At 50.6% G+C, this 23,706-nt stretch carries 18 protein-coding genes and 4 pseudogenes; 5 read left to right on the forward strand and 17 right to left on the reverse strand.

Annotated features, from left to right (window positions below; translation table 11 throughout):
• Positions 1 to 15: 15 nt before the first annotated feature.
• Positions 16 to 1,972, forward strand: a pseudogene (locus CS369_RS00605) (EAL domain-containing protein).
• A gap of 83 nt (positions 1,973 to 2,055) precedes the next feature.
• Here the strand turns inward: CS369_RS00605 and CS369_RS00610 are convergent.
• The 8 genes from CS369_RS00610 to CS369_RS00645 all read right to left on the reverse strand — a co-directional run bounded on the left by CS369_RS00610 (position 2,056) and on the right by CS369_RS00645 (position 7,956).
• On the reverse strand, positions 2,056 to 2,400 hold the full coding sequence (locus CS369_RS00610; protein WP_196905593.1) for a tryptophan synthase subunit beta: 345 nt from the start codon (positions 2,398 to 2,400) through the stop codon (positions 2,056 to 2,058).
• 82 nt (positions 2,401 to 2,482) lie between these two features.
• A complete protein-coding gene (locus CS369_RS24345) occupies positions 2,483 to 3,322 on the reverse strand; it encodes a calcium-binding protein (protein ID WP_196905594.1) in 840 nt (279 codons plus the stop codon).
• Positions 3,323 to 3,592: 270 nt separating this feature from the next.
• Positions 3,593 to 4,060 carry a vWA domain-containing protein gene (locus CS369_RS00620; RefSeq protein ID WP_244664679.1) on the reverse strand — a complete coding sequence of 156 codons (468 nt, stop codon included), beginning with the start codon at positions 4,058 to 4,060 and terminating at the stop codon, positions 3,593 to 3,595.
• Positions 4,061 to 4,120: 60 nt separating this feature from the next.
• Positions 4,121 to 5,119, reverse strand: coding sequence for a hypothetical protein (locus CS369_RS00625; RefSeq protein WP_196905596.1), 999 nt, complete (start codon positions 5,117 to 5,119; stop codon positions 4,121 to 4,123).
• Between the two features lie 6 nt (positions 5,120 to 5,125).
• On the reverse strand, positions 5,126 to 5,608 hold the full coding sequence (locus CS369_RS00630; RefSeq protein WP_196905597.1) for an Ig-like domain-containing protein: 483 nt from the start codon (positions 5,606 to 5,608) through the stop codon (positions 5,126 to 5,128).
• Complete coding sequence (locus tag CS369_RS00635) at positions 5,609 to 6,181, reverse strand: Ig-like domain-containing protein (RefSeq protein ID WP_196905598.1); 573 nt, start codon at positions 6,179 to 6,181, stop codon at positions 5,609 to 5,611. It lies immediately after the preceding gene.
• Positions 6,182 to 6,196: 15 nt separating this feature from the next.
• Positions 6,197 to 7,150, reverse strand: a complete 954-nt coding sequence (locus tag CS369_RS00640; RefSeq protein ID WP_196905599.1) for an Ig-like domain-containing protein — start codon at positions 7,148 to 7,150, stop codon at positions 6,197 to 6,199.
• Positions 7,151 to 7,161: 11 nt separating this feature from the next.
• Positions 7,162 to 7,956, reverse strand: coding sequence for a retention module-containing protein (locus CS369_RS00645; RefSeq protein WP_196905600.1), 795 nt, complete (start codon positions 7,954 to 7,956; stop codon positions 7,162 to 7,164).
• A 568-nt stretch (positions 7,957 to 8,524) separates the two neighbouring features.
• Here CS369_RS00645 and CS369_RS00650 point away from each other — a divergent pair.
• From CS369_RS00650 to CS369_RS00660, 3 genes and pseudogenes are all read left to right on the forward strand, one after another.
• The gene (locus CS369_RS00650) at positions 8,525 to 9,832 is read left to right on the forward strand and encodes a TolC family outer membrane protein (protein ID WP_374191013.1); all 1,308 of its coding nucleotides are present in this window, start codon (positions 8,525 to 8,527) and stop codon (positions 9,830 to 9,832) included.
• A 125-nt stretch (positions 9,833 to 9,957) separates the two neighbouring features.
• Positions 9,958 to 12,142, forward strand: a pseudogene (locus tag CS369_RS00655) (type I secretion system permease/ATPase).
• Positions 12,129 to 13,461, forward strand: a pseudogene (locus CS369_RS00660) (HlyD family type I secretion periplasmic adaptor subunit). Before CS369_RS00655 ends, CS369_RS00660 begins: the two co-directional pseudogenes overlap by 14 nt.
• A 94-nt stretch (positions 13,462 to 13,555) precedes the next feature.
• Here the strand turns inward: CS369_RS00660 and CS369_RS24775 are convergent.
• Positions 13,556 to 15,072, reverse strand: a pseudogene (locus CS369_RS24775) (diguanylate cyclase domain-containing protein).
• Positions 15,073 to 15,857: 785 nt separating this feature from the next.
• A complete protein-coding gene (pdeH, locus tag CS369_RS00670) occupies positions 15,858 to 16,607 on the reverse strand; it encodes a cyclic-guanylate-specific phosphodiesterase (RefSeq protein ID WP_196905628.1) in 750 nt (249 codons plus the stop codon).
• A 225-nt stretch (positions 16,608 to 16,832) separates the two neighbouring features.
• Here pdeH and CS369_RS00675 point away from each other — a divergent pair, with 225 nt between their 5' ends.
• Positions 16,833 to 17,093 carry a YfhL family 4Fe-4S dicluster ferredoxin gene (locus tag CS369_RS00675; protein WP_196905602.1) on the forward strand — a complete coding sequence of 87 codons (261 nt, stop codon included), beginning with the start codon at positions 16,833 to 16,835 and terminating at the stop codon, positions 17,091 to 17,093.
• On the opposite strand, the gene acpS is transcribed toward CS369_RS00675, so the two are convergent.
• From acpS to lepA, 7 genes are all read right to left on the reverse strand, one after another.
• Complete coding sequence (gene acpS, locus CS369_RS00680) at positions 17,068 to 17,487, reverse strand: holo-ACP synthase (RefSeq protein ID WP_196905603.1); 420 nt, start codon at positions 17,485 to 17,487, stop codon at positions 17,068 to 17,070. The genes CS369_RS00675 and acpS overlap by 26 nt on opposite strands.
• Positions 17,487 to 18,218: a pyridoxine 5'-phosphate synthase gene (gene pdxJ, locus CS369_RS00685; RefSeq protein ID WP_196905604.1), complete on the reverse strand. Its 732-nt coding sequence runs from the start codon at positions 18,216 to 18,218 to the stop codon at positions 17,487 to 17,489. Before pdxJ ends, acpS begins: the two co-directional genes overlap by 1 nt.
• 117 nt (positions 18,219 to 18,335) lie before the next feature.
• Positions 18,336 to 19,070: a DNA repair protein RecO gene (gene recO, locus CS369_RS00690; protein ID WP_196905605.1), complete on the reverse strand. Its 735-nt coding sequence runs from the start codon at positions 19,068 to 19,070 to the stop codon at positions 18,336 to 18,338.
• A gap of 11 nt (positions 19,071 to 19,081) precedes the next feature.
• Positions 19,082 to 19,987 carry a GTPase Era gene (era, locus tag CS369_RS00695; RefSeq protein ID WP_196905606.1) on the reverse strand — a complete coding sequence of 302 codons (906 nt, stop codon included), beginning with the start codon at positions 19,985 to 19,987 and terminating at the stop codon, positions 19,082 to 19,084.
• On the reverse strand, positions 19,984 to 20,664 hold the full coding sequence (gene rnc, locus CS369_RS00700; protein WP_196905607.1) for a ribonuclease III: 681 nt from the start codon (positions 20,662 to 20,664) through the stop codon (positions 19,984 to 19,986). The genes era and rnc overlap by 4 nt, the downstream gene beginning before the upstream one ends.
• Positions 20,665 to 20,909: 245 nt before the next feature.
• Positions 20,910 to 21,869, reverse strand: a complete 960-nt coding sequence (gene lepB, locus CS369_RS00705; protein ID WP_196905608.1) for a signal peptidase I — start codon at positions 21,867 to 21,869, stop codon at positions 20,910 to 20,912.
• Positions 21,870 to 21,885: 16 nt separating this feature from the next.
• Positions 21,886 to 23,685 carry a translation elongation factor 4 gene (lepA, locus tag CS369_RS00710; protein WP_196905609.1) on the reverse strand — a complete coding sequence of 600 codons (1,800 nt, stop codon included), beginning with the start codon at positions 23,683 to 23,685 and terminating at the stop codon, positions 21,886 to 21,888.
• Between the last annotated feature and the right edge of the window lie 21 nt (positions 23,686 to 23,706).

A 23,706-nucleotide genomic window follows, 5' to 3' on the forward strand; every position in this document is an offset into this window, starting at 1 on the left:
CTATACAAATAACTTTTGATAGCCATCTGCTTATTCGTGCTGGTGATTTTTAGCGGCAGTTTTTTTGTCAGTCTGGAAAATTCACGCGAGCAGTCGAATAACCAATTGCAATTCCATGCGCAGGATGCCGCCATAGCACTCGGATTATTGCTAACGCCCAATATCGACGATCCGGCCATGGTGGAATTAATGGTCAGCTTGATTTTTGATAGCGGCTATTTTTCCAGCATTCGGGTGCGTGATATTAAAACCAGCAATATCACGCTGGAACGCATCGCCTCGCCAGAAATTCCTAATGTTCCGGCCTGGTTTGTGCGGCTGGTCAATCTGACGCCGGGCAATGGCGAGGCTATCGTGATGCGCGGGTGGGAGCAGGCAGCAAAAGTAGAAGTGGTCAGCCACCCGATGTTCGCCATTACCCGTCTGTGGCAGAGCACCTCTGCGGGCGCCCTATGGCTGTTGGGCTGCGCAGCGTTCGGCTTACTGATTGGCGCGCTGCTGCTGCGCCGCCAGTTGCCCCCCTTGAACTACATGGTGAAACAGTCGTTGGCGATCACCCGCCGTGAGTACCTCACTCAGCCGGATCTGCCCAGCACGCCCGAATTCCGCTGCGTGGAGCAGGCCATGAACCTGATGGTCAGCAGGCTGAAGATGCTGTTTGAGAAAGAGGCCGAGCGAAGTGAACGCTTACGTCAAGAAGCTTATCAGGATCCACAAACCGGTCTGCCTAACCGTCGTGCCTTTGAGATGCAGTTCAATGACAAAAGCAGCGATGAAGAGACACCGCCAGGTTATCTCATCATGATTCGCATACAGGATCTTGCAGGTCTCAACCAACGGCTCGGTGGCCAACGCACCGATTCTCTGCTGGAAACCATGGCGAAAATGATGCGTACCGCGCAAAAGCTCTATACCGAACAGGAGAGTGTACTGGCACGTTTGCGCGGCGGTGAATTTGCCTTGTTGTGCCCCGGCATGGCAGAAAAAGAAGCGCACACTCTGGTCGTCGCACTCTCACACAACCTGGAGTCACTCGCGTTAACGGGCGAGATCGACAGTTCACCCGTTGCCGCATTGGGCATGGTGCTGTTCAAGCATGGCGATAGCCTGAAATCGCTGTTGATACAGGGTGACCATGCGCTCACGCGGGCAGAAAGCTCCCCGCTGCATCATGCGCCGCTGGCGGAAAATGAAGCCAATTCACCGGCAGAAGCCGATCGCCACCTGTGGTTTAATCGCCTGGATACCCTGCTGAATGAGGAATGCCTGCAACTGTTCTTTCAGCCGGTTTGCCGCTGCGCCCCTCCCGGTGATATTCTTCATCATAAGGTACTGGCGCGTATCAACGATGAGCAGGGAAACAGCATCGCTGCGGGATTTTTCCTCCCCTGGATCCAGCGCTTCGGCTGGAATGCCCGGTTAGATCAGGTGATGGTAAAACACAAGCATTGGATTATCTGTCGCGCAACTCCGGCACGCTGGCGCTGAGTCTGTCGGGCAGTACCGTGCTGGATTTAAACCTGCTGACGCAAATGCTGGCACCGCTTAAGGGCCATCCCGAGCGGGCGCGCAGAGTGATCCTTGAGCTGGATGAAAACCAGTTGCCGGAAACCCATCATCTTGAAGCGCTGATCGCATTACTCGGCGAATACTCGGCGAATACGGTTGCCAACTGGGACTACAGCACTTCGGCGGGCGCTTTAACCTGATAGGTAATCTGGCGCAATGGGGGCTTGCTTACCTGAAAATTGATGACAGCTACATTCGTAATATCGATCGGGAAAACGATAAAAAGGTGTTTATTGAAGCCTTTTATCGCACCGCCAACAGCATCGATTTGCCGCTGATCGCTGAGCGTGTAGAAACCGAGGGTGAACTGGATACGCTGCGCGGCATGGGGTTACAGGGGGCTATGGGGCGCTTGCTAGGAGAACCGTTTCCCGCGCCAGATAACACACTGTTGCTGAAATAGTGTTTAAGGGCGTTAATAGTAATAGTGCGTGCAGACAAGCTTGCCTGCACGCACCTGAGAGAGAAAAGCGCAGCGACTGAGACTTAAAACATCGTCTCATCTTCGTCATTAATCAGCTTGCTGAGCCCGCTGTTGAGCGCTTCACGTGCATGGGCCCGGTTAATCAGCTTCAACTGTGCCGCCGCAGGGAAATCGGTAATATTGATGACACCTTTCTGCGTCAGCACCTGAATTAAATCCTCAAGTACACGCACCATTTCCAAATCGCTTTGGCGTAGCTGTTGCAAGCTATTGAGCATCACTTCCTGATTTTTCCGCCACAGGATCGCTTCCGGAGAATCTTTTGCCAGTTTACCGGTCATCTCGTCGAAGGGCACATACGCCACTCTGAATAAAAACCCTTGGCTATCACGCTGGATATAATACATGCACCACCTCTTCTCTCCGGTACGGTATGGCTGCCTCACCCCGGAGAAGACCGATGCCTTCTCCGGGCGCAAGTAATGCAACTCAGTTTACCGTCTGTTCGGGCTTGCTGACCAGACTTTCCAGCGAAGTCATTGATCCACTGTAATGCTCAAGTGTGATAGACACATTCACCGTCCCGCCTGCGTTGCCCGAGAAGTCACCCTGGGTGCTGACTTCAATGGTGGGAGAACCGTTATGATCGGTAAAGCGGATATAGCGGCTAAAATCGGCACCTTTATCCAGATCGCCGAGCAGATCGTGCTGGTTGATCTTGTCCCCTTCGCCTGGGTTGAAATCTTTAATGACATCAAAGCCAGTATCGCCTTTTTGCCACATAAAGGTATTCGCCCCTGAACCACCAATCAGCGTGTCATTGCCCTTACCACCAATCAAGATATCGTTGCCACTGCCGCCGTACAGGATGTCGTTTCCCTCACCGACGTTAAGTAGGTCATTGCCACCCTGACCAAACAGAATGTCATTGCCCGATCCGCCGTACAGTTTGTCATCACAATCGTTGCTGGAAGAGAGATCAAACGCCTGATGGTGATCGGTAATGTAATGATGCATATCCTGCACCGTAACGCTGGAGACCTTCATCTGCTGCGCGATATAGGTTTGCAGTGCCGACAAGCCGTTAACTTCGATGCCGTCAAAGCGCACCACGTCACCAAACAGGATGTCATTACCAATCCCCTCGTTCAGCGTATCATCACCGCTGGGCAACGGTTTGTTACTGCCCAGGATCGCTTCACTCAGCTTGGTAGGATCGATCTGGCTTTGAACAACACCGTCGGAGTCGTAACGCGTCAGGCTGCTGGCATCGAGCGATTTGCCTACGCCAATCGCTTCAATGGTGTTATGCGATACCGATTGCAACAACTTGAATGCAGCGTCTGCGTTTTGCTGACTGTAGTAACGATTGTAGTAACCGTAGTCACCATCGTTGTTGCCCCAACCGCCTAAGGTAGAGATTTCATAAGTGCCGTCGCCCTGCGCATGTACGTGGCCAACAAGTTAGCGAGAATTGGGGCTGCTGGAGGTGTATTTATAAACATCACCACTGGCACCGATGATTTCACGCGTTTTTCCATAAACACTCATTGAATAGGACTGACCAACCTGAATATTGATATTATCAATATTCAACACTTAGGATGTTCGACCAACTTGTACCTGGTTTGTTTCGTTACTCTGATAGTAGGTCGGTTCGCCGTCGGTAATAAAATAGGTCAGGTTGGTACCAACATTATTTTTCACCGCCGTGCTTTGGAACCAGTTGGCCGTGGTTTTAAACACGTCCTCATAGTTGGCACCGCCACCGTTCTCGCCACCGACCATGGAATTCAGCACGCTGGTGAGCTGAGTCAGCGCCGTTGAATCTTTCAGATCCACTGATACCGTACGACCAACCTGCGTGTCGAAGTCAGCAAGGAACACGTTCACTTTCCCTGCATGCGCACCGTTGGCACTGTTGATCAGGCTGTTAAACACGTTTTTCAGAGAAGCAACCGTGTTGGCGATATCGGTAGTGGTCATACTGCCCGAGCTGTCTACCATAAACGCGATGTTATAGTTGGTGCCTTCTACCAGTTGCAGACCGGAAACATCCGCGATCATCACATCATTACTGTTGGTCCCCTGAACGGTGTCATCACCGGTAGTCCCAATGGCGGCACCCTACTGCTCAACGCCTTCCGTCGAATAACCGGTCGCGGTGTCATGGTTGAGTTTTTCGGTTGACGTTGCCTGAGCAACCACCTCAAACTTGACTGCCGCCACTGGCACGTACAATGTGACCGTTCCCGACAACGCGTTGGCAATGGTGTAAGTGCCATCTTTACCCACGGTATAGGTCGCATCGTTGTTGATATGATCAACCACTTTGGTGCCTTCCGGCAGGCCGGTCAGCGTAATGCCCGGCAGCGTTTCACTGCCGTCGAGATCGGTCAGTGAGGCCGAGACGTCCAGCGTATGTTCCTGCTTACCAGAGTAGGTTTCTTTCGTTACCGTAGCGTTGCTGCCCGGAGCCATAGTGGTGCCATCGCTGTAAATCACCCCACCCAAATTGTTACTTACCTGACTGGTAAACGAATGGGATTGCCCGTTGCTGTCAGTGTAGTTAACTTTGACACCATCAAGGGTATTGACGCTCGTTGGCTGATTATTATTCGTGTTGTAAGTAGAATTGTAGGTATAGCCATCCTCTTTCATCACAAACACATAATCTTTATGAGCGCTAGCGTCATTCGTTTCACGGTTTCCACCGAACGAATCCAAGGACCTTAGTTCTTTCTTATCCGCTGGCCAATCGCTTTGACGATAGAAATATCCACTGTTCGAGTGGACAACAAAAATATCGCTGTAGCCGTCGCTGCCGTTGGTATTGCTCTGCGTATAGTACGAATAGCTGCCGGTACCCACCAATGTTGGGATCGGATCCCCCTCGGTTAACCAGACCCGCACGCCATTGCCGACGGCAACAATTTTCCCATCCTGAATATCAAAGCCACCGTTAGCACTGCCACCATTAATGTGAATCACTTCACCACTCGGCGTACTGTTTCCACAGGTAATATCCAGCATCACCGTCGGTGCATCCGCTACTGGCGTAATATCGATATTGAGCGCCGTTTCTACGCCAACGTTACCGGCTTTATCCACCGGCGTGTAATTCACAATACTTTAAGGAGAGCCGGAAGCATTTGCCGCAGGATCAAAACGCAAATCTGTATTGGCCGAGTTAAACGACTGTCCTTCCGTGACGGGTTTCCAGGTACCATTATCGTTGTAATACAGCGTACCAGGGCTGGCCGGTGGCAATGAGGAAATCACCACGCTGGACGTATCGCCAGAAACGCCCAGACTATCCCTGCCGATGTGTACCGGCGTATCTTCCAGTCCAGTCACCGTCTCGTCGTGCGCGACAGGCGGTTTGGTGTCCAATATGGCTTGATCGTTATCGTGAGCCTGATTACCCGCTGGATCCGTTGCCGTTGCAACCACCTTAATTTTACCTTCTGCCAATGTGCTCAGATCGGCTGAAGTACTCCATTTACCATCAACAACAGGCACATTAGTCAGTGTGACCTCTTTACCCTTACTGTCTGTAAAGACCAATGTCACATGATCTTCTGTGCTGGTGCCCTGAATAAATTTTCCGGCCAACTAGCTCGCATTGAGATAGCCATCATTACCTGCAAAATCGGTGATATCAATTTCAGGTAAGGTTTTATCCATTATGGCATTGGCGCTATCTTGCGCGGTGTTCCCTGCCGCATCCGTTGCCGTCGCCACCACGGTGATTTTACCTTCCGCCAGCGCCCCCAAATTAACCGTGTTATGCCATTTCCCGTCAAAGACCGGCACACTGCTGACAGTGACTGATTTGCCATTGCTATCCGTAAAGGTAAGGTTGACGAAACGCTCGTTGCTCGTCCCCTCAATAAAGGTTCTACCCAACTCTTGCTGATTGATATAGCCGTCGTTACCCGCAAATCCAGTGATATCTATCTCAGGGGCGGTGACATCCAGCGTCGAACTGGCGGTATCGTGTGCCTGGTTGCCCGCCGGGTCAGTGGCGGTGGCCTTGACGTCCACCTTGCCCTCGGCCAGACCGCTCAGGTCCGCGGTGGTACTCCACTTGCCGTCCACCACGGAAACACCCTTCACCTCTACCGTCTTGCCGTTGGCATCGGTAAACAGCTGGTCCACCGTTTTCTCGCTGCTGGTGCCGCTCACCGGCGTGGCTTTGGACTAGGCGGTATTGATATAGCCATCATCACCGGCAAAGTGCTCGATATCCACGCTCGGACCGGTCACGTCCAGCGTCGAGGACGCGGTGTCGTGTGCCTGGTTGCCCTCCGGGTCAGTGGCGGTGGCTTTGACGTCCACCTTGCCTTCCACCAGACCGCTCAGGTCCGCGGTGGTATTCCACTTGCCGTCCACCACCGTGACGTTTTTGACTTCCACGGTTTTGCCATTGGCGTCGGTAAACACCAGATCCAACGTTTTTTCGCTGCTGGTGCCGCTCACCGGCGTGGCTTTCGACTCCGCGGTATTAATATAGCCGTCATCACTGGCAAAGTGCTCGATATCTACCGACGGACCAGTGACATCCAGCGTCGAACTGGCGGTGTCGTGTGCCTGGTTACCCGCCGGGTCAGTGGCGGTGGCCTTGACGTCCACCTTGCCTTCCGCCACGGCGGTGGTGCTCCATTTTCCGTCCACCACGGAAACACCCTTCACTTCCACGGTTTTGCCGTTAGCATCGGTAAAGATCAGATCAACCGTCTTCTCGCTGCTGGTGCCGCTCACCGGCGTGGCTTTCGACTCCGCAGTATTGATATAGCCGTCGTCGTCGGCAAAGTGGGTAATCGCAACGTCAGGCGCAGTAGTATCAACACCGTATGGGCGCGTAGCATTGGCGGTAGTCTGGTTACCCGCCTCATCCGACGTGGTCACAGAGGCGTTGACAACACTGTTGCTTGCCAACACACTACCAGGCACGCCGTCCACACTCCACGTTTTACCGTCCGCATTCACCGTGGTGGTGTAACGTTCATTACCAATCGCCACAGTGACGGTATCACCCGCCTTCACGTCACCCGATACCGTCCCGCTAATGCTATGACTCTGTCCGGCCTCTTCTGCGTTAACAACATCGTCATTGGCAATAAGGTCGATCGTAATGCTTGCATCAGGGGGCAACGTATCTACGGTTACCTAATCCTGCCCCCCGTACCTGGAATGCCGTTTTCATCGCTATATGAACCATCAGGAACGGTGACAGTGACCGTCCCTTCAAAATTGGGATTTGGTGTAAGCGTACCCGTCCAGCGGGTAGGATCGGTAGGATCCTGAACCAAGTTGGTTAACGTACCGTTGCTCACGCTCACATCACTGGCATCAAAACCTACTGGCGGCTTGGTAAACGTGAAGGTCACCGAGCCATCAGGATTGATAACAATGGTCAATGCAGGAGCTGTAGTATCAGGTGTCGTTTCGCTGATTGTTGCGGCGGCGAGAGTTACGGCGTCAGCGCCGGTCAGATCGTCGGTAGATGTCGCTGCAAATGCCAACCCTTGGGTGTCATAACCTGCGGTTGCCTCTACCACTTGCCCCGTCAGGGAAAAGACCATATCAGCGGCACTAACGTGGCTGCCACCACCGTCGCCCGCTTCACCAATGCCAGTATTACCTGCCGCTGACGCTTCCAGCACTTGAGTCGGGTCTGCGCCTTGTGCGATAGCATCCTGTAACGCTGCCACATCCTGAGCGTATTGCGCTGTGGCCTGCGGCACTACGTTGGTGTTGTCACTCCACTGGCTGTTTCTCCCAACATCCAGGGTTTTTCCGTCTGGCAACGTGATAGACACGGAGCCGTCGCCACCCGTGACGATTTCTTTGCCACGATAAATTTTGTCACCTGCTGTTAATAACCACTGTGTGCCATCAAGAGAAATGACGAAGACTTGCTCGATAACGAATTTAATGATACCGATTACGCTATTCACTACGGCTTCTCCTTGATATATATAATTATTTTTATACAGATATTGAGTTGTTGTAAGGGGATATCAACATAATCCTGATGGGTAAATCTGCGATTAGCTCTCCTGGCCTTGAAACTGTGCAGTCATCAATCAGCGCGCGTCGATCGTACACTTGCTTAAGCAAAAAAAAAGCGCTCCAGAAATGTTAACCAATTAGCACGCTAATGAGTTAACCATGATGGAGAAAACCGGTTTACCAGAGCAAAAAATGACGGTATAGGCGTCAATCACTTGACTCGCTAAGCATAATCATAAAAAATTCGGAATATTCTTGCTACAAACTTTAATACAAAAGAGCATCAAATATTTCTCAAACATCGAATCAGAATGAGATAACAACACAATAAACTGATCATAAAGGATTTTAAAAACTCTCACGGCGTTCTATTGAGAAAAAATCGCCGGATGGGAAATTAAGAATAATCACAAAAAAACCAAGCATTCAAATTAATCACAGCGTTTACATGCCATAAAGGAAAACAGCATTATGCTACCTGTATTTCGATACACTTTTTTACCTTTAGGGATTATGGTCGCACAGCCTTCCAGCGCTGCGACTTTACAGGATGTAATCAAACAAACTCTTGCCACGCATCCCGAAGTCAGTGGGTCGGTGAACAGTCGGCTTTCCGCCGATCATGATTTACGCTCTGTCAAGGGCGGGTATTTGCCGTCAATCAACTTGAACGCAGGAACCGGTCGTGAGGAGACAGATACCGTTTCTACACGCGCGAGTGGCGGTAAAACAGAACTGCAACGCAGTGAATCCAGTATCAGCTTACAACAAACGCTGTTTGACGGATTTGCTACGTCGAGCGAAGTCGGTCGGCAGAGAGCAACAGTCAATTCACGAGCCTACAAGGTACTTAATACGTCTGAGAACGTGGCCTTGAATGCGGTTCAGGTGTATCTCGATGTGCTGCAACGGGCAGAATTCGTCAAACTGGCGCAAAATAATCTCGCCAACCACGAGCGTATCTACGATCAAATCCGGCTGCGCAGCCAGCAAGGCGTTGCGCGTCTGGCAGATCTCGAGCAGGCCGAGGCGCGTTTGGCACAGGCAAGGAACAATCTGCTTACCGAGCAGACCAATCTTGATGACGCGAAGACCAACTACTTTAGCGTTACGGGTGTCGAGCCCGACAACCTGATACTACCAGATACCGCATTGTTGACGATTCCCGCCTCGCTGGCCGAAGCCCGGCGCTTCATGCTGGCCAATAGTCCAATACTCAAGTCCTCCGAATCAGACATCACTGCGACACAACAACAATATGAGGCCGCAAAGTCCTCCTATTATCCTCGTGTCAACATCGAACTCGACCCCAATATGAATAACAACGTGGATGGCGTTCGCGGGCAAAGCAACGAGTGGCAGGCAATGGTCAGAATGCGTTACAACCTCTATCAAGGGGAAAGCAACAAGGCCAACGCGGATGCAAAAGCGTATCAAATTAAAGAGGCACAGGATATTCGCAACAACACGCTGCGTCAGTTGAACGAAGAGCTGCGTCTTGCCTGGACCGCGCTGAATAACGCCCGCCAGCAAATCCCCATCGCCGCTGAGTATGCCGATCGCAGTATGAAAGTTCGCACGGCCTACCAAAAGCAATTCAGCATTGGCGAACGCACACTGCTGGATTTGCTGGACAGTGAGAATGAGCTTCTCACCGCACAGCGTCGTCTGGTAGAGATTCAATTCATTGAGAGGTTTACCGAATATCGTATCAAGGCCAGAATGGGAGACCTGCTGCGCAACCTTTCTATTCAGAGCCCAACAGCAGGACAAAGTTTGGATAACGTCACGGCAGATGTGGATTTGCCTTCGTTAAACTAGCGTCTGCGTCGGAAACGACAGTGGGTTGCACGAGGCTGTGACTCGTTTGTCTGCCGTGTTTTACCTCACGTATCACGCGTGTGGTAAGCACGGCAGACTGTGTTATGTAAGGGAAGATCTGTGATATGAAGTTACATTCCGTCGAGGATATCGATACTCCGGAAGCGTCCGTTGTGCATGAACACAACGATCCTCGCACCCGTCATGACGATCCGTTACTGGATGGTTTGTTGATTTTGTGTGCGCTACAGGGCAAGCCTGCGAGTCGCGCTACGCTCACCGCGGGTCTTCCTTTGGCAAAACAGCGCCTGACAGTGTCATTGCTGCCACGCGCAGCCAGCCGCGCAGGGCTGCAAGGTCGAGTACTAAAACGCCCTCTGGATGACATTCCCGGCATGTCACTGCCTGCCATGTTATTGCTGCGAGAAAGCCGTTCAGCGGTGCTGCTTGGCTGGAACGACGATGGTTCAGCGCGCATCATGCCGAGTGAGACGGAAGGTGGCGAGATACACGTTGATCGCAACACACTTCAGCAGAATTATCTTGGTCTGGTGCTGTTCGCGCAGCCGAGACATACCTTTGATATCCAAAACGAATCGCTTATTCCACACACCAAGTCCTGGTTCAAGGACACGCTGAGACTGTCGCGCTTCTTGTATGTCGATGCGGTGCTGGCCAGTTTTATTATCAATATCATCGCACTCGCCACGCCGCTGTTCGTGATGAATGTGTATGACAGGGTGGTACCCAATCAAGCAACGGCAACCCTTTGGGTGCTGGCGATCGGTGTTATTGGTGCGTTTATTTTCGATCTTATCCTGAAAACGCTGCGTGGCATTTGCCTCGATATGGCAGGAAAAAAGACCGATCTGATCATCTCCGCCTCACTGTTTGAACGCATTATTGGGATGTCGATGATTGCGCGACCAGCCCGCGTCGGCAGCTTCGCAAAAAATACTCTTTAATTTCAATAGGTAAAAGATTTTCTCTCATCGCTGACATTAACCACGCTGATCGATTTCCCGTTCACACTGCTGCTGTTGCTGGTGATTGGCCTGATTGGCGGTCCTCTGGTGTGGGTGCCGATACTCACCTACCCTATTGCCTTAGCCGTAAGCTGGGCGCTGCAAAAACCGCTGGTTGCAACCATCAGTAAAACGATGGAGCTGGCCAGCAAGCGTCAAGCCACCCTGATAGAAACGCTTAGCAGTCTGGATGCGCTGAAAGTGAATAATGCTCAGAGTAAGCGCCAGCACAGTTGGCAACAAACGCTGGGCAGTCTCAGTCGATTGTAAATGCGCGCCAAAGCGCTCTCTTCGCTGGCGGTCAACCTGACGCTCGGGTTCCAGCAAATCGCTGGTATGGTGATGATTATCGCGGGTGTCTATCTGTTGATTGATGGCAAACTCAGTATGGGGGGATTGATTGCCAGCTATATGCTCAGTGGCCGCGCACTGATGCCTCTTGGTCAGCTATCGGGCCTGGTCACGCGTTATCAGCAGGCCAAGATAGCCATGAAGACCACCGAAGAGATGATGCAATTGCCGCAAGAACGTCAAGAGAATGAGCGGCCGCTTAAACACGAACGTATTCAAGGCGGACTGGAATTCCGTGACGTTACCTTCAGTTATCCTGAGCAGAAGCATCGCTCTTTACACAACATCAATCTCTCTATCACCGCAGGTGAAAAAGTTGGCATCATTGGTCGCAGCGGTTCAGGCAAAAGTTCGCTGGAAAAACTGATCGTCAATCTTTATCCCACAAGCGAAGGGAATATTTTGATCGACGGCGTGGACACACGTCAGTTGGATGTCAGCGATTTGCGCCACAACATTGGCTATGTACCGCAAGATATTCAACTGATCAACGGCACTCTGAGCGATAACCTGATCAGAGGTGCTCGCTATATTGATGATGAATCCATGCTGCGCGCCGCCGAAATCGCCGGTGTCAACGAATTCGCGCGCCTGCATGCGGATGGTTACAACTTGCAGGTGGGGGAACGCGGATTGCAACTCTCTGGCGGTCAGCGTCAGGCCGTTGCCATCGCGCGCGCTGTTGCTCGATCCGCCCATCATGGTGTTAGATGAACCTACAAGTTCGATGGATAACACCAGTGAAGATCGCTTAAAACAGGCATTACAGACGGTGTTGCAAAACAAAACGCTGCTGTTGGTGACGCATCGCGTTTCCATGCTGGCCCTGGTAGATCGTTTAATCATTATCGATAAAGGCCGCATTATTGCCGATGTTCCAAAGGCTATCGTGATGGATGCGTTAAAGAAAGGACAGATCAATGCATCTCGCTAAACACACCGCGGATATCCTTCGCTATTTCTCCTACCGGGATTGGGAAACGCTTCAGACGATTCCTGAAGTCAGCCGCGCGATGCTGGAAGATTCCCCCAAAGCGATTCGTATTACGCTGTGGGCAATTTTCTTTTTTTTCCTGTTTTTCATCTTGTGGGCCGCTTTTGCCAGTATTGATGAAGTCACGCGCGGTGACGGCAAGGCCATTCCATCATCCCGTCTGCAAAAAATTCAGAACCTGGAAGGCGGTATCGTCACTGAGGTTTACGTTCACGAGGGGCAAGCTCGATGACACGCGTTTCGCTTCAAACGTTGGCGAAACGGAGGCTGACAGGTTAGGACTGCTCTCGCGTATCGAGCGGTTAACGGCTGAAATCAACGATCGCGAATTAGACTTCTCACCAGAAATCAAAGAAAAAGCCCCTGCTATTGCTAAGGGTGAGATGGATCTGTACACCAGCAGACGCCAACAATTTCGTAATGAGATCTCGGGTTTGGAAGAACAACTGGTGCAGAAAAAACAGGAGCAGCGCAATTATGTAGCCAAGCAGGCACAATTTCGTAATAGCCTCAATTTACTGCAACAAGAAATAAGAATGTCAGAGCCACTGATTGCCGAGGGTGCAATATCCAAAGTCGAAGTGTTGCGGTTAAAACGGGCTGAAGTGGAAACACAAGGGCAGTTGGAATCCATGACGCTGTCTATCCCTCGTGCTGACTCTGCCATCAAGGAAATTGAAAACAAGATTCAGAAAACGCGCGGACGCTATAAAAGTGATGCGCTGACGCAGTTGACTGAAGCACAAACCAATCTGAACAAGATAGCTGCCACGGGTAAAGCACTGGAAGATCGCGTAAACCGTACGCTGCTGGTCTCACCGGTGAAAGGCATTGTGCAGCAGATGATGGTCACCACCATTGGTGGTGTTATCAAACCCGGGAACGACATCGTGGAAATTGTTCCGTTTGATGAAAATTTATTGGTTGAAGCAAAAATCTCGCCGCGAGATATTGCCTTTCTGCATCCGGGTCAGCCTGCAATTATTAAGCTGACGGCTTACGATTATACCATCTATGGCGGATTAAAAGGGAAAGTTGAGCAAATTAGTCCTGACACCATGACCGATAAAGAAGGCAACAGTTTTTATATCGTTAGGTTGCGCACGGATAAGAATTATTTGGGCACTGAGGATAAGCCCCTAGTGATTATTCCCGGCATGGTAGCGTCCGTGGATATTATTACCGGAAAGAAAACGATTCTAAGTTATTTACTTAAACCCATCATCCGCGCAAATGCAGAAGCACTGCGGGAACGCTAATTATCACACTGTACTATTCAAGACTTTCATTGAACACACAAACTGCCCAATTAATGGCAGTTTGTGTTGTTTGTTTCCCTAATGTACCCAATTATTACTGATGACCGTTTTGTACGACGTAGATTTGCGTTTGGCTGCGCCCCATGGCTTTTGCCTGGTACATGGCAGAGTCTGCGTTGATGGCTAACGTCAGTGAATCAGTACCGTGCTCAGGATAGAGCGCAATACCGATACTGCATTACACCTCAAGTTTTTTCCCTTCAATATCAAAAGGTTTATTCATAGCATTATGAATCTTGTCTGCAACATAGAGAGTGTTAGCTTCTTCTTTAATGCCTTGCAGCAAGATAATAAATTCATCGCCACTACGGCGATAAACAGTGTCAGTATCTCATACTGAACTCCGCATTCGTGCAGCGGCTTCTTTTAACAACAAGTCGCCAATGGCATGACCAAAGGTGTCATTGATCTGTTTGAATTTATCCAAATCAAGAAACATCAAAGAGATACGACGCCCTGTCTGTTTTGATAACAAAATGGCCTGTTCCATCTGTTCCGCAAACGTTAGGCCGTTTGCCAGTGATGTCAGCGAATCATAGTGTGCCAGTTGGCGGTAATGCTCTTCACTGCGTCGAAGCATATCAATCGCACTGTACCGTTCGATAGCAATCGCCACCAACTGCGCAGATTTTTCAATGGAAAAGGTTTCCTCTTCATTGGGCACATAGGGCTTACGGTGATAAACGCTGAGCACACCGAGGATCTCTTTATTCTGGCCGATAACTGGCTCAGACCAGCAAGAGCGTAACCCGGCATAGAGCGCGAGCCCTTTATACAATGACCAATCAGGATGAACGGAGATATCTTCCGCAATCACGCGCTTACCGGTATACGCTGCGGTACCAAAAGAGGCGGCACCGTCAGCGATTTTTACGTTATGAATGGCATTTTTATAAAACCGGGCAAGCTGGGCGCAGAAGCCAACGTCAGGCACTTCTTCTCTTTATCCACCAACAATACGGAGCAGACGATGCGGCCCGGATTTTTTTCCTCCACACTAAACACGATGGCATCAAGGATATCTTTCAACGGAGCACCGCTGGAGAGAAGTTCTAACGCGCAATTATAGGAGTTATCGTGATGTTTCTTTGCTTTACGCTCCGTAATGTCTAGCTTCACCCCAACATAATTCGTTGAATCTTTGACTTTATTATAGATTTTAGAAATATTGGCCTTTTCCCAGTAAAGCTGCCCATCTTTACGACGGTTAATAAATTCACCGCTCCAGGTTTCACCACGATCGAGCGTTGACCAGAGATCTTCATAGACGCTGGGGTTGGTCATTCCCGAATTCATTATATTGGTTTTTTTACCGATCACTTCATCGGGCATATAACCGGACATGGTTACAAACTGACGATTTACATAAAGAATTTCACAATTCTCATTCGCAATAATGATCGAAGCTGGGCTATATTCTGTGGCATAAAAAATCGTATCGAGGAAGTCTTGTTTTTCGCGATCCTGCTTAAACTTTTGCTTGCTTCCCCTGTTTCTGATAACAGAAACTAACAACAGTATTATAAGTATGGTTATTATTATCTCATACACAATAACACGCCCCTCAGTCCTCGGAAGGACTGGTCATACAAACCACATCACGGATAGTGAAACACACAGACAAAGCGCCGCTATCCCATACAGATTCGGGATCAGCAGTTTTCCGGAGAGCGGGAGGGAGGGATGAAAAAACGCTCCCGTGTTCAGATGAATTCAAAAACATAGGAACATCAGCATAAAGCCCCTATCTATCACTGTGTGTAAATAAAAATAACAAGTCCAAACAGAGTATCTTTAATTAGCGTTAAGGTGATGAATAATAACTCGTGTTATAAGTTTATCTAGTGAAATAAAAAACTTACGAATTTCAATGTTACGTATTTTGAACATCAAAATTCTGTAAGCAAATCAATTATACCAATAGGTATCACCGCTTTAATCAATAAAATATATCATCGTACAATAATTGATCGTTATCATTAAATAAAAAACCAATTTTCTCATTATATTCATAAAGTTACCATCAATGCAAAATCGTTTCACTTATCATGTGCACCTGTTGAGCCCCCATCAAGATCAGGAGCGGCAAGGTTCATTCCACTAATCATTAACAATATAAAACACCATTGCTGAAAAAATTACAAGAATCAAACAATGAAAAGAGCCTGTCTAACAAAATGAATCACCATTTTTAACGTTTAGATGTCAGGTAGGACAGCAAACGGCGAAAAAGCAGCGCACGAAGAAAGGGAGAAATAAAATGTAAATTATCGTGTCAAGTAACCAACGCGCCAACGGTGATACTAGTCCAACAGGTTTAACTGACTCTGCTCAGATTACAACGTAGATTTCAACTCACTAAAATTCTCAAAAGGCTGAGGGCGAGAGAGGAAATACCCTTGCACCGCGTCAGCCCGAGTTTGCATTACCATTCCCCACTCTTCCTGCGTTTCGACCCCTTCAACCACCACGTGATTACAAAAGCGGGACAGCAGCGCCACCAAGGATGGGAACAGCTGACGGCCCTCATCACTTTTTTGCAGCAAAATAAACAGCTCGCGCGCCACTTTGATACAGTCATAGTGCGCTTGCATCAGCGAAGAAAAATTGGCGACGCCCGCCCCGAAATCATCCAGCCACAGGCGGCGCATTTCGGGAAACATGGTCAAGACTTCTTGCGAGAGCGTCCCCTGATTTTCCACAATCTCAAATCGCAGCCAAGGCATGGATGCGATCAACTGCTTCGCTTCATGGCTCTGTTGTAACGCATCCAACGTTTGCCCGTCCACATTGACTGACGCCAGAATGCCATCCTGAATAAAGCGAGGATGCCAACGCGACAGAAGCTGCATTTGCTCAATCACTACCTGTAACCGCTCAGCCACATTGATACTGGCAAAATAGGTTTCAGGTGAAACAAAACGCTGCGGAAATGCTGGCGAAAACACAGCAGTAAGCAGCTCTATCGCTAACAGTTTGCCGCTGGTGCGGTAAATAGGCTGAAAGTTATAGCGTCTTTGACAGTGATGCCAATACTGGCGTTCAAAAGCTGCCGCATCCCCAAGTTCAGAAGGCAGTGCCTGTATAACCCCTAAATTCCCCTACTGCCCGATACATTTTGTCATAAGACCTGATGTGATACGTTGTTAGCCTGCTTATACTTAGAAAAATGGATATAGGCAAAGCCACAGAAAACTTTATTCATTATTTGGCTTACTACGCTATTTTATGCTAGAGATATCGGGGAAAGAGAGTGCTTCACTACGCCGTTACGAGTATAACCCGCTGCTGGTTTTGCAAGGTATAAAGAAATGGCATTACTGATCACCCCTAAATGCATTAACTGCGACATGTGCGAGCCTGAATGTCCCAATCAGGCAATTTCCATGGGGTTAGATACCTATGAAATAGACCCGCTGCGTTGCACAGAGTGTGTGGGCCACTACGATGTGCCTACCTGCCAAAAGGTATGCCCGATTGACAATACAATCATTCGTGACCCGCAACAAGTGGAAACGCAAGAGCAATTATGGGAAAAGTTTGTTGTTATGCATCACGCCGATCGTCTGTGAGCGGGCGTTTTCGCTCCCCCTCAAGGATCACCGTGGCGCAGGCATACTGCCGCTCATCGGCAATGGTCACGTGTATTTCCTCCACCCCTAAGTTTTCCGCCATCGATTGCGCGCGTCCCCAAAGTCGCAGGCAAGGTTTACCCAACGCATCGTTGAAGACGTCGAATTGATCGAAAGCCAGCCCCTGGCTAATGCCGGTGCCTAAGGCTTTCGCCGCCGCTTCTTTGACAGCAAAGCGCTTGGCAAGATAGCAGGCAGACTGCGGGTGCTTTTCATAGTGCACCCACTCTTGTGCGGATAACACTCTGCGCGCCAGGCGATCGCCGGATCGCGCGATAATCGCCTCAATACGGGCGATCTCCACAATGTCCGAGCCAAGTCCCAGAATAGCCATTAACGACGGGCTTCCCGCAGCAATGCCTTCATTTCCGCGACGGCCTCTGCCAAGCCACTCATGACGGCGCGACCGATAATCGCATGCCCGATATTAAGCTCATGGATTTCAGGCAGGGCCGCAATAGCTTGCACGTTGTGGTAGGTCAGGCCATGTCCGGCATTTACCTTAAGCCCTTTGCTGGCGGCATAAACCGCTGCATCGCGAATACGCGCCCACTCTTGCTGGCGCAGCGTATCGTTCTGAGCATCGGCATAAGCACCGGTATGGATTTCGATATAAGGGGCGCCAACGGCTACAGCGGCATCAATTTGTGCCCGTTCGGGGTCGATAAACAGAGATACCAGAATCCCCGCATCGTGCAAACGAGCCACGGCTGATGTCATGCGCGGTAGTTGACCCGCAACGTCCAACCCACCTTCCGTTGTCACTTCCTGGCGTTTCTCAGGCACCAGACAACAAAAGTGAGAACGAAGCTCGCAGGCAATCGCCAGCATCTCTTCCGTCACCGCCATTTCAAGGTTCATGCGCGTCTGCAACGTTTGGCGTAACAAACGCACATCGCGATCGGTGATATGACGACGATCTTCACGCAGATGAACCGTAATACCATCCGCCCCGGCTTGCTCGGCAACAAACGCAGCCTGCACCGGATCGGGGTACGCTGTGCCGCGCGCATTGCGCAGGGTCGCCACATGATCGATATTTACACCTAGAAAAAGCTCTGCCATGAAATCAGTCCTCAAAAGAATCACCGTTAGACGACCAGTGTACACTGGCCTTTCGGTTCGTTACCACTGCGGCTATCTTTAGATAGCGAGAGGTTGACAGGTTTACCGCTCAGGTCATTATTCTTTTGCCACAGGTGGCGTGTGGGGACGTAAAACGGCAGATTTTTGAAACAGTTCACGGCTCTTTAATGGCTTGCTGCCCAGATAAGGTTTGAGCGCCATACGCGTAAAGCGTTTCGCAGCCCGCAGGGTTTGCACATCAGGAAATTCCCGCGCAGCCAGCACACGCAACTCATAGCCGGTAAAGCTACGCTGATCCACAATCATACTGGCGATAAACCCTTTTTCTTCGCGGTAGCGATAGGTCATGGTGTCTGCAACGGGCTCCCCACTGCCTGCACAGTGCAGAAAATCAACGCCGTAACCGAGATAGCCCAACAACGCCAGCTCAAAACGGCGCAGTGCCGGTTCCGGTGAAGAGCTCAACGCCGCCAGTTGCTGCAAGCAATGCAGGTAATCGAAGAAGAGTGCGGAAAAATTGGTTTCGTGCTCCAACACGCGAGCAAGCAATTCATTGACGTAGAGGCCGCTGTACAACATGACGCCGGTGAGCGGTAGTGCCAGTGATACCGGTTCAGCGTTACGCAAGGTTTTTACTTCACCACGTCCGCCCCAGCGCACCAGCAATGGCGTGAACGGTTGCAAACATCCTTTTAGCGGAGAGCGGCGCGCACGCGCGCCTTTGGCTAACACGCGCACACGCCCTTCGTCTTCCGTGAAAAGATCCAGCAACAGGCTGGTTTCACTGTAAGGTCGCCCATGCAAGACAAATGCGCGCTGCCAGCCTTCCATCGGCGTTAACCTTATAAGTCGTCGATGTAACCCAGGCTGCGCAATGCGCGTTCGTCATCCGCCCAGCCGGATTTCACCTTCACCCACAGTTCCAGATGCACCTTGGCTTCGAACATGGCTTCCATATCCTGACGCGCTTCAATGCCGATCGTCTTGATTTTGGCGCCTTTGTTACCGATCACCATTTTCTTCTGACCATCGCGTTCAACCAGAATTAACCCATTGATGTCATAACCGCCGCGGTCGTTGGTCACGAAACGCTCGATCTCAACGGTCACCGAATAGGGCAATTCTTCACCGAGAAAGCGCATCAGCTTTTCACGAATAATCTCAGCCGCCATAAAGCGCTGCGAACGATCGGTGATGTAATCTTCCGGGAAGTGATACTCAGCCACAGGCAGGTGTTTGCGCACAATGCTGGCAATGGTGTCAACGTTAGTGCCTTTTTCCGCAGAAAGAGGAACCACGTCGAGAAAGTTCATTTTTTTACTTAAAAACTGGATATGCGGCAGCAGCTTGGTTTTGTCCGTCACATTGTCAATCTTGTTGATTGCCAGCAATACCGGACGTTTTTGATCGCGCAACTTGCCCACGACCATTTCATCGTCGTCGGTCCAGTGAGTCCCTTCCACCACAAAAATGATCAACTCAACATCGCCGATGGAGCTGCTGGCAGCACGGTTCATCAGACGGTTGATTTCCCGTTTTTCTTCAATATGCAGCCCTGGCGTATCCACATAAATAGCCTGATAAGGACCTTCGGTATGGATACCCATAATGCGGTGACGCGTGGTTTGCGGCTTACGCGAAGTAATGGAGACTTTTTGCCCCAGCAATTCGTTCAGCAACGTGGATTTGCCCACGTTGGGTCGCCCAACAATCGCGACGAAACCGCAGTAGGTTTGCTCTTCGCTCATTCAATCTCCAGTATTTTCAACGCTTGTTCCGCTGCCGCCTGCTCCGCCTTACGCCGACTGGAGCCCGTACCAATCAACGGTTCGTTAAAACCGCTGATCATACAATGGATGGTAAATTCCTGATCATGTGCCTCACCGCACACCTGCACCACCAGATAGGCAGGCAATGGCAAATGGCGCCCTTGCAGAAACTCTTGCAACCGGGTTTTGGGATCTTTCTGCTTATCCCCTGAACTGATTTCATCCAATCGAGTCTGATACCAATTCAGAATCAGTCTTTCGATATTCTGGATATCACTGTCCAGAAAAATACCGCCAATCAGCGCTTCGACCGTGTCAGCCAAAATAGACTCACGGCGGAAGCCACCGCTTTTCAATTCACCTGGACCAAGGCGCAGGAATTCACCTAATTCGAATTCACGCGCAATTTCCGCCAGCGTATTGCCGCGCACCAGCGTGGCGCGCATACGGCTCATATCCCCTTCATCGACGCGAGGAAAGCGATGATAAAGTGCATTGGCAATCACAAAACTCAGGATGGAGTCACCAAGAAACTCCAGACGCTCATTGTGTTTGCTGTTGGCACTGCGGTGCGTTAACGCCTGCAATAACAGGTCGTACTGCTGGAAAGTATAGCCCAGTTTTCTTTGTAACCGATTTATTAGGATGGGGTTCATGTGTTACCAATAGATCAACAATACCTATTTACCGCAGCATACGGAACAGCGCTGTCTGGATCACTCTTACGGGCGATAGGGGAACAAAGCTGTTTCGTTTGCATTGGCTCCGAACGGAGCCTGCGTTTTTCGTTTATTCTCATCACATTCTCCGTTGCAAGAAGCTACCTGCAACGGGAATGTGGTGCGAGATACAACAATTCTACAACGTAACCGAAAATAATGCTGCGGGTTTATCACGGTGATTAATGAATTCGACCAATTCGGCTCAGACGCACGCCCGTTGGCCATTCACCTTCTTTTTTCTCAAAGCTCATCCAGATTGCCGTTGCGCGGCCGACCAGATTTTTTTCCGGCACAACCCCCCAAAAACGGCTATCGTCGCTGTTATCACGGTTATCACCCATCATGAAATAGTGCCCGTTTGGCACTACCCAGGTGGCCAGCGGCTGGCGCGACTGCTGGTAGTACATCCCCAGTTGATCCTGGCTACCCGGCACCACCAGAATACGGTGCGAGACATCACCCAGCGTCTCCTGACGAACTCCCATCCGCACACCGCCCTGTTTTTCCTCACCGAGTGGCAGCGCGTAGAAACCGCTGCCCGATTCTGAACCAGGACGACCGAACGTTTGCACGAAATCACTGGCTTCAAGGTTGCTGTAGGTCACCGCAACGGCGCTGTCACACGCCGAGCCTTCACACGCGGGACGCACCGTCACCTGCTTGCTGAGCGGATCGTAAGAAACCCTGTCACCCGGCAGACCAATCACACGTTTGATATAATCCAGACGCGGATTTTCAGGATATTTGAATACCGCTACATCCCCGCGTCGCGGATGCCCGGTCGGGATCAACGTCGTCTGCGTGATGGGATCCTTGATGCCGTAGGCAAATTTCTCCACCAGAATAAAATCACCAATCAGCAGCGTCGGCATCATGGAGCCCGAAGGTATCTGGAACGGTTCGTAAACAAAGGAGCGCACAAAAAACACCAGCGCCAATACCGGAAACACCGAAGCGCAGGTTTCAATCCAACCGGGCTGTTTGATCGTCACAACGCCCGCGCCGCCATCCTGCTGCGCACTCAGCGCCGCCTCGGCTCTCGCCTTGCGTGCCGGTGCCCATTTAAAGCGTTCAAAACACCAGACGATGCCGGTGACAAGCGTCGCCAGCGCTAAAACCAAGGCAAACATATTGGCCATGCCAACTCCTTAGGGTTTACTTGCTCTCTTTGCCGACGTGCAGAATGACCAAGAAGGCTTCTTGCGGCAATTCAACGTTGCCGACCTGTTTCATGCGCTTCTTACCGTCTTTCTGTTTCTGCAACAGCTTTTTCTTACGGCTCACGTCGCCGCCATAACATTTTGCCAATACGTTTTTACGCAGTTGTTTCACGGTTGAACGCGCGATAATGTGGTTACCAATGGCTGCCTGAATGGCAATATCAAATTGCTGACGCGGAATCAGCTCTTTCATTTTTTCCACCAGCTCACGGCCACGATACTGTGAGTTATCGCGGTGGGTAATCAGCGCCAACGCATCAACACGTTCTGCGTTAATCATCACGTCAACCCGCACCATGTCAGAGACCTGGAAACGTTTGAAACTGTAATCCAGCGATGCGTAACCGCGCGAGGTCGATTTCAGTCGATCGAAGAAATCGAGCACCACTTCCGCCATCGGAATTTCATAGGTCAACGACACCTGATTACCGTGGTAAACCATGTTGGTCTGCACACCACGCTTCTCAATACACAAGGTGATGACGTTGCCCAGGTACTCCTGCGGCAGCAGCATATGGCATTCCGCGATAGGTTCACGCAGTTCTTCAATGTTGTTGAGCGGCGGCAGCTTGGAAGGGCTGTCAACGTAGACAATTTCCTGACGCGTGGTCTTCACTTCATAAATTACGGTCGGTGCCGTGGTGATCAGATCCAGATCGTATTCACGCTCCAGACGTTCCTGAATGATCTCCATGTGCAGGAGGCCCAGGAAGCCGCAGCGAAAACCGAAGCCCAACGCGGTTGAGGTTTCCGGTTCGTAGAACAGCGAGGCGTCATTGACACTCAGTTTGCCCAAAGCGTCGCGGAAGTTCTCATAATCATCAGAACTGACCGGGAATAAGCCTGCATAAACCTGTGGTTTAACCTTTTTGAAGCCCGGTAGCGCTTTGTCAGCCGGTTGGCGAGCCAATGTCAGGGTATCCCCCACCGGAGCACCAAGAATGTCTTTGATGGCGCACACCAGCCAACCCACTTCACCGCAATTAAGCACATCGCGATCGATCTGCTTCGGCGTGAAAATCCCCAGACGATCGGCGTTATACACCTGACCGGTACTGATGACCTTCACTTTGTCGCCCTTGCGCAACGAACCATTTTTGATGCGGATCAGAGAGACCACACCAAGGTAGTTGTCGAACCAGGAGTCGATGATCAACGCCTGAAGCGGCGCATTTGGATCGCCCTCCGGCGGCGGAATTTCTTTCACCAGACGTTCAAGCACATCAGGAACGCCAACGCCGGTTTTCGCCGAGCAGCGCACGGCATCGGTGGCATCGATGCCGACGATATCTTCAATCTCTTCTGCCACACGCTCGGGATCGGCGGCCGGCAGATCAATCTTGTTAAGTACCGGGACCACTTCCAGGTCCATTTCCATCGCGATGTAGCAGTTGGCGAGCGTTTGTGCCTCTACGCCTTGCCCTGCATCCACTACCAGCAACGCACCTTCGCACGCCGCCAGAGAACGTGAAACTTCATAGGAGAAGTCAACGTGCCCCGGTGTGTCGATAAAATTCAGTTGGTAGGTCTCGCCATCTTTGGCATGGTAATCCAGCGTTACACTTTGCGCTTTAATGGTGATGCCGCGTTCACGTTCCAGATCCATGGAGTCCAACACCTGCGCCGCCATTTCACGGTCAGATAAACCGCCGCAAAGTTGAATAATGCGGTCAGAAAGCGTCGACTTACCGTGGTCGATATGGGCAATAATGGAGAAATTTCGTATATGCTTCATTATGAAAGTTTTTCTACCTTG

Source organism: Candidatus Symbiopectobacterium sp. 'North America', assembly GCF_015762685.1.
GTDB lineage: Bacteria > Pseudomonadota > Gammaproteobacteria > Enterobacterales > Enterobacteriaceae > Symbiopectobacterium.

What these genes read in the sequence shown, in the direction of transcription:
- CS369_RS00610 (WP_196905593.1), bottom strand. Translation starts at nt 2,400, where the DNA reads ATGTATTATATCCAGCGTGATAGCCAAGGGTTTTTATTCAGAGTGGCG.
- CS369_RS00620 (WP_244664679.1), bottom strand. Translation starts at nt 4,060, where the DNA reads ATGATCGCGGATGTTTCCGGTCTGCAACTGGTAGAAGGCACCAACTAT.
- CS369_RS00650 (WP_374191013.1), top strand. Translation starts at nt 8,525, where the DNA reads ATGGTCGCACAGCCTTCCAGCGCTGCGACTTTACAGGATGTAATCAAA.
- CS369_RS00675 (WP_196905602.1), top strand. Translation starts at nt 16,833, where the DNA reads ATGGCATTACTGATCACCCCTAAATGCATTAACTGCGACATGTGCGAG.
- acpS (WP_196905603.1), bottom strand. Translation starts at nt 17,487, where the DNA reads ATGGCTATTCTGGGACTTGGCTCGGACATTGTGGAGATCGCCCGTATT.
- pdxJ (WP_196905604.1), bottom strand. Translation starts at nt 18,218, where the DNA reads ATGGCAGAGCTTTTTCTAGGTGTAAATATCGATCATGTGGCGACCCTG.
- recO (WP_196905605.1), bottom strand. Translation starts at nt 19,070, where the DNA reads ATGGAAGGCTGGCAGCGCGCATTTGTCTTGCATGGGCGACCTTACAGT.
- era (WP_196905606.1), bottom strand. Translation starts at nt 19,987, where the DNA reads ATGAGCGAAGAGCAAACCTACTGCGGTTTCGTCGCGATTGTTGGGCGA.
- rnc (WP_196905607.1), bottom strand. Translation starts at nt 20,664, where the DNA reads ATGAACCCCATCCTAATAAATCGGTTACAAAGAAAACTGGGCTATACT.
- lepB (WP_196905608.1), bottom strand. Translation starts at nt 21,869, where the DNA reads ATGGCCAATATGTTTGCCTTGGTTTTAGCGCTGGCGACGCTTGTCACC.
- lepA (WP_196905609.1), bottom strand. Translation starts at nt 23,685, where the DNA reads ATGAAGCATATACGAAATTTCTCCATTATTGCCCATATCGACCACGGT.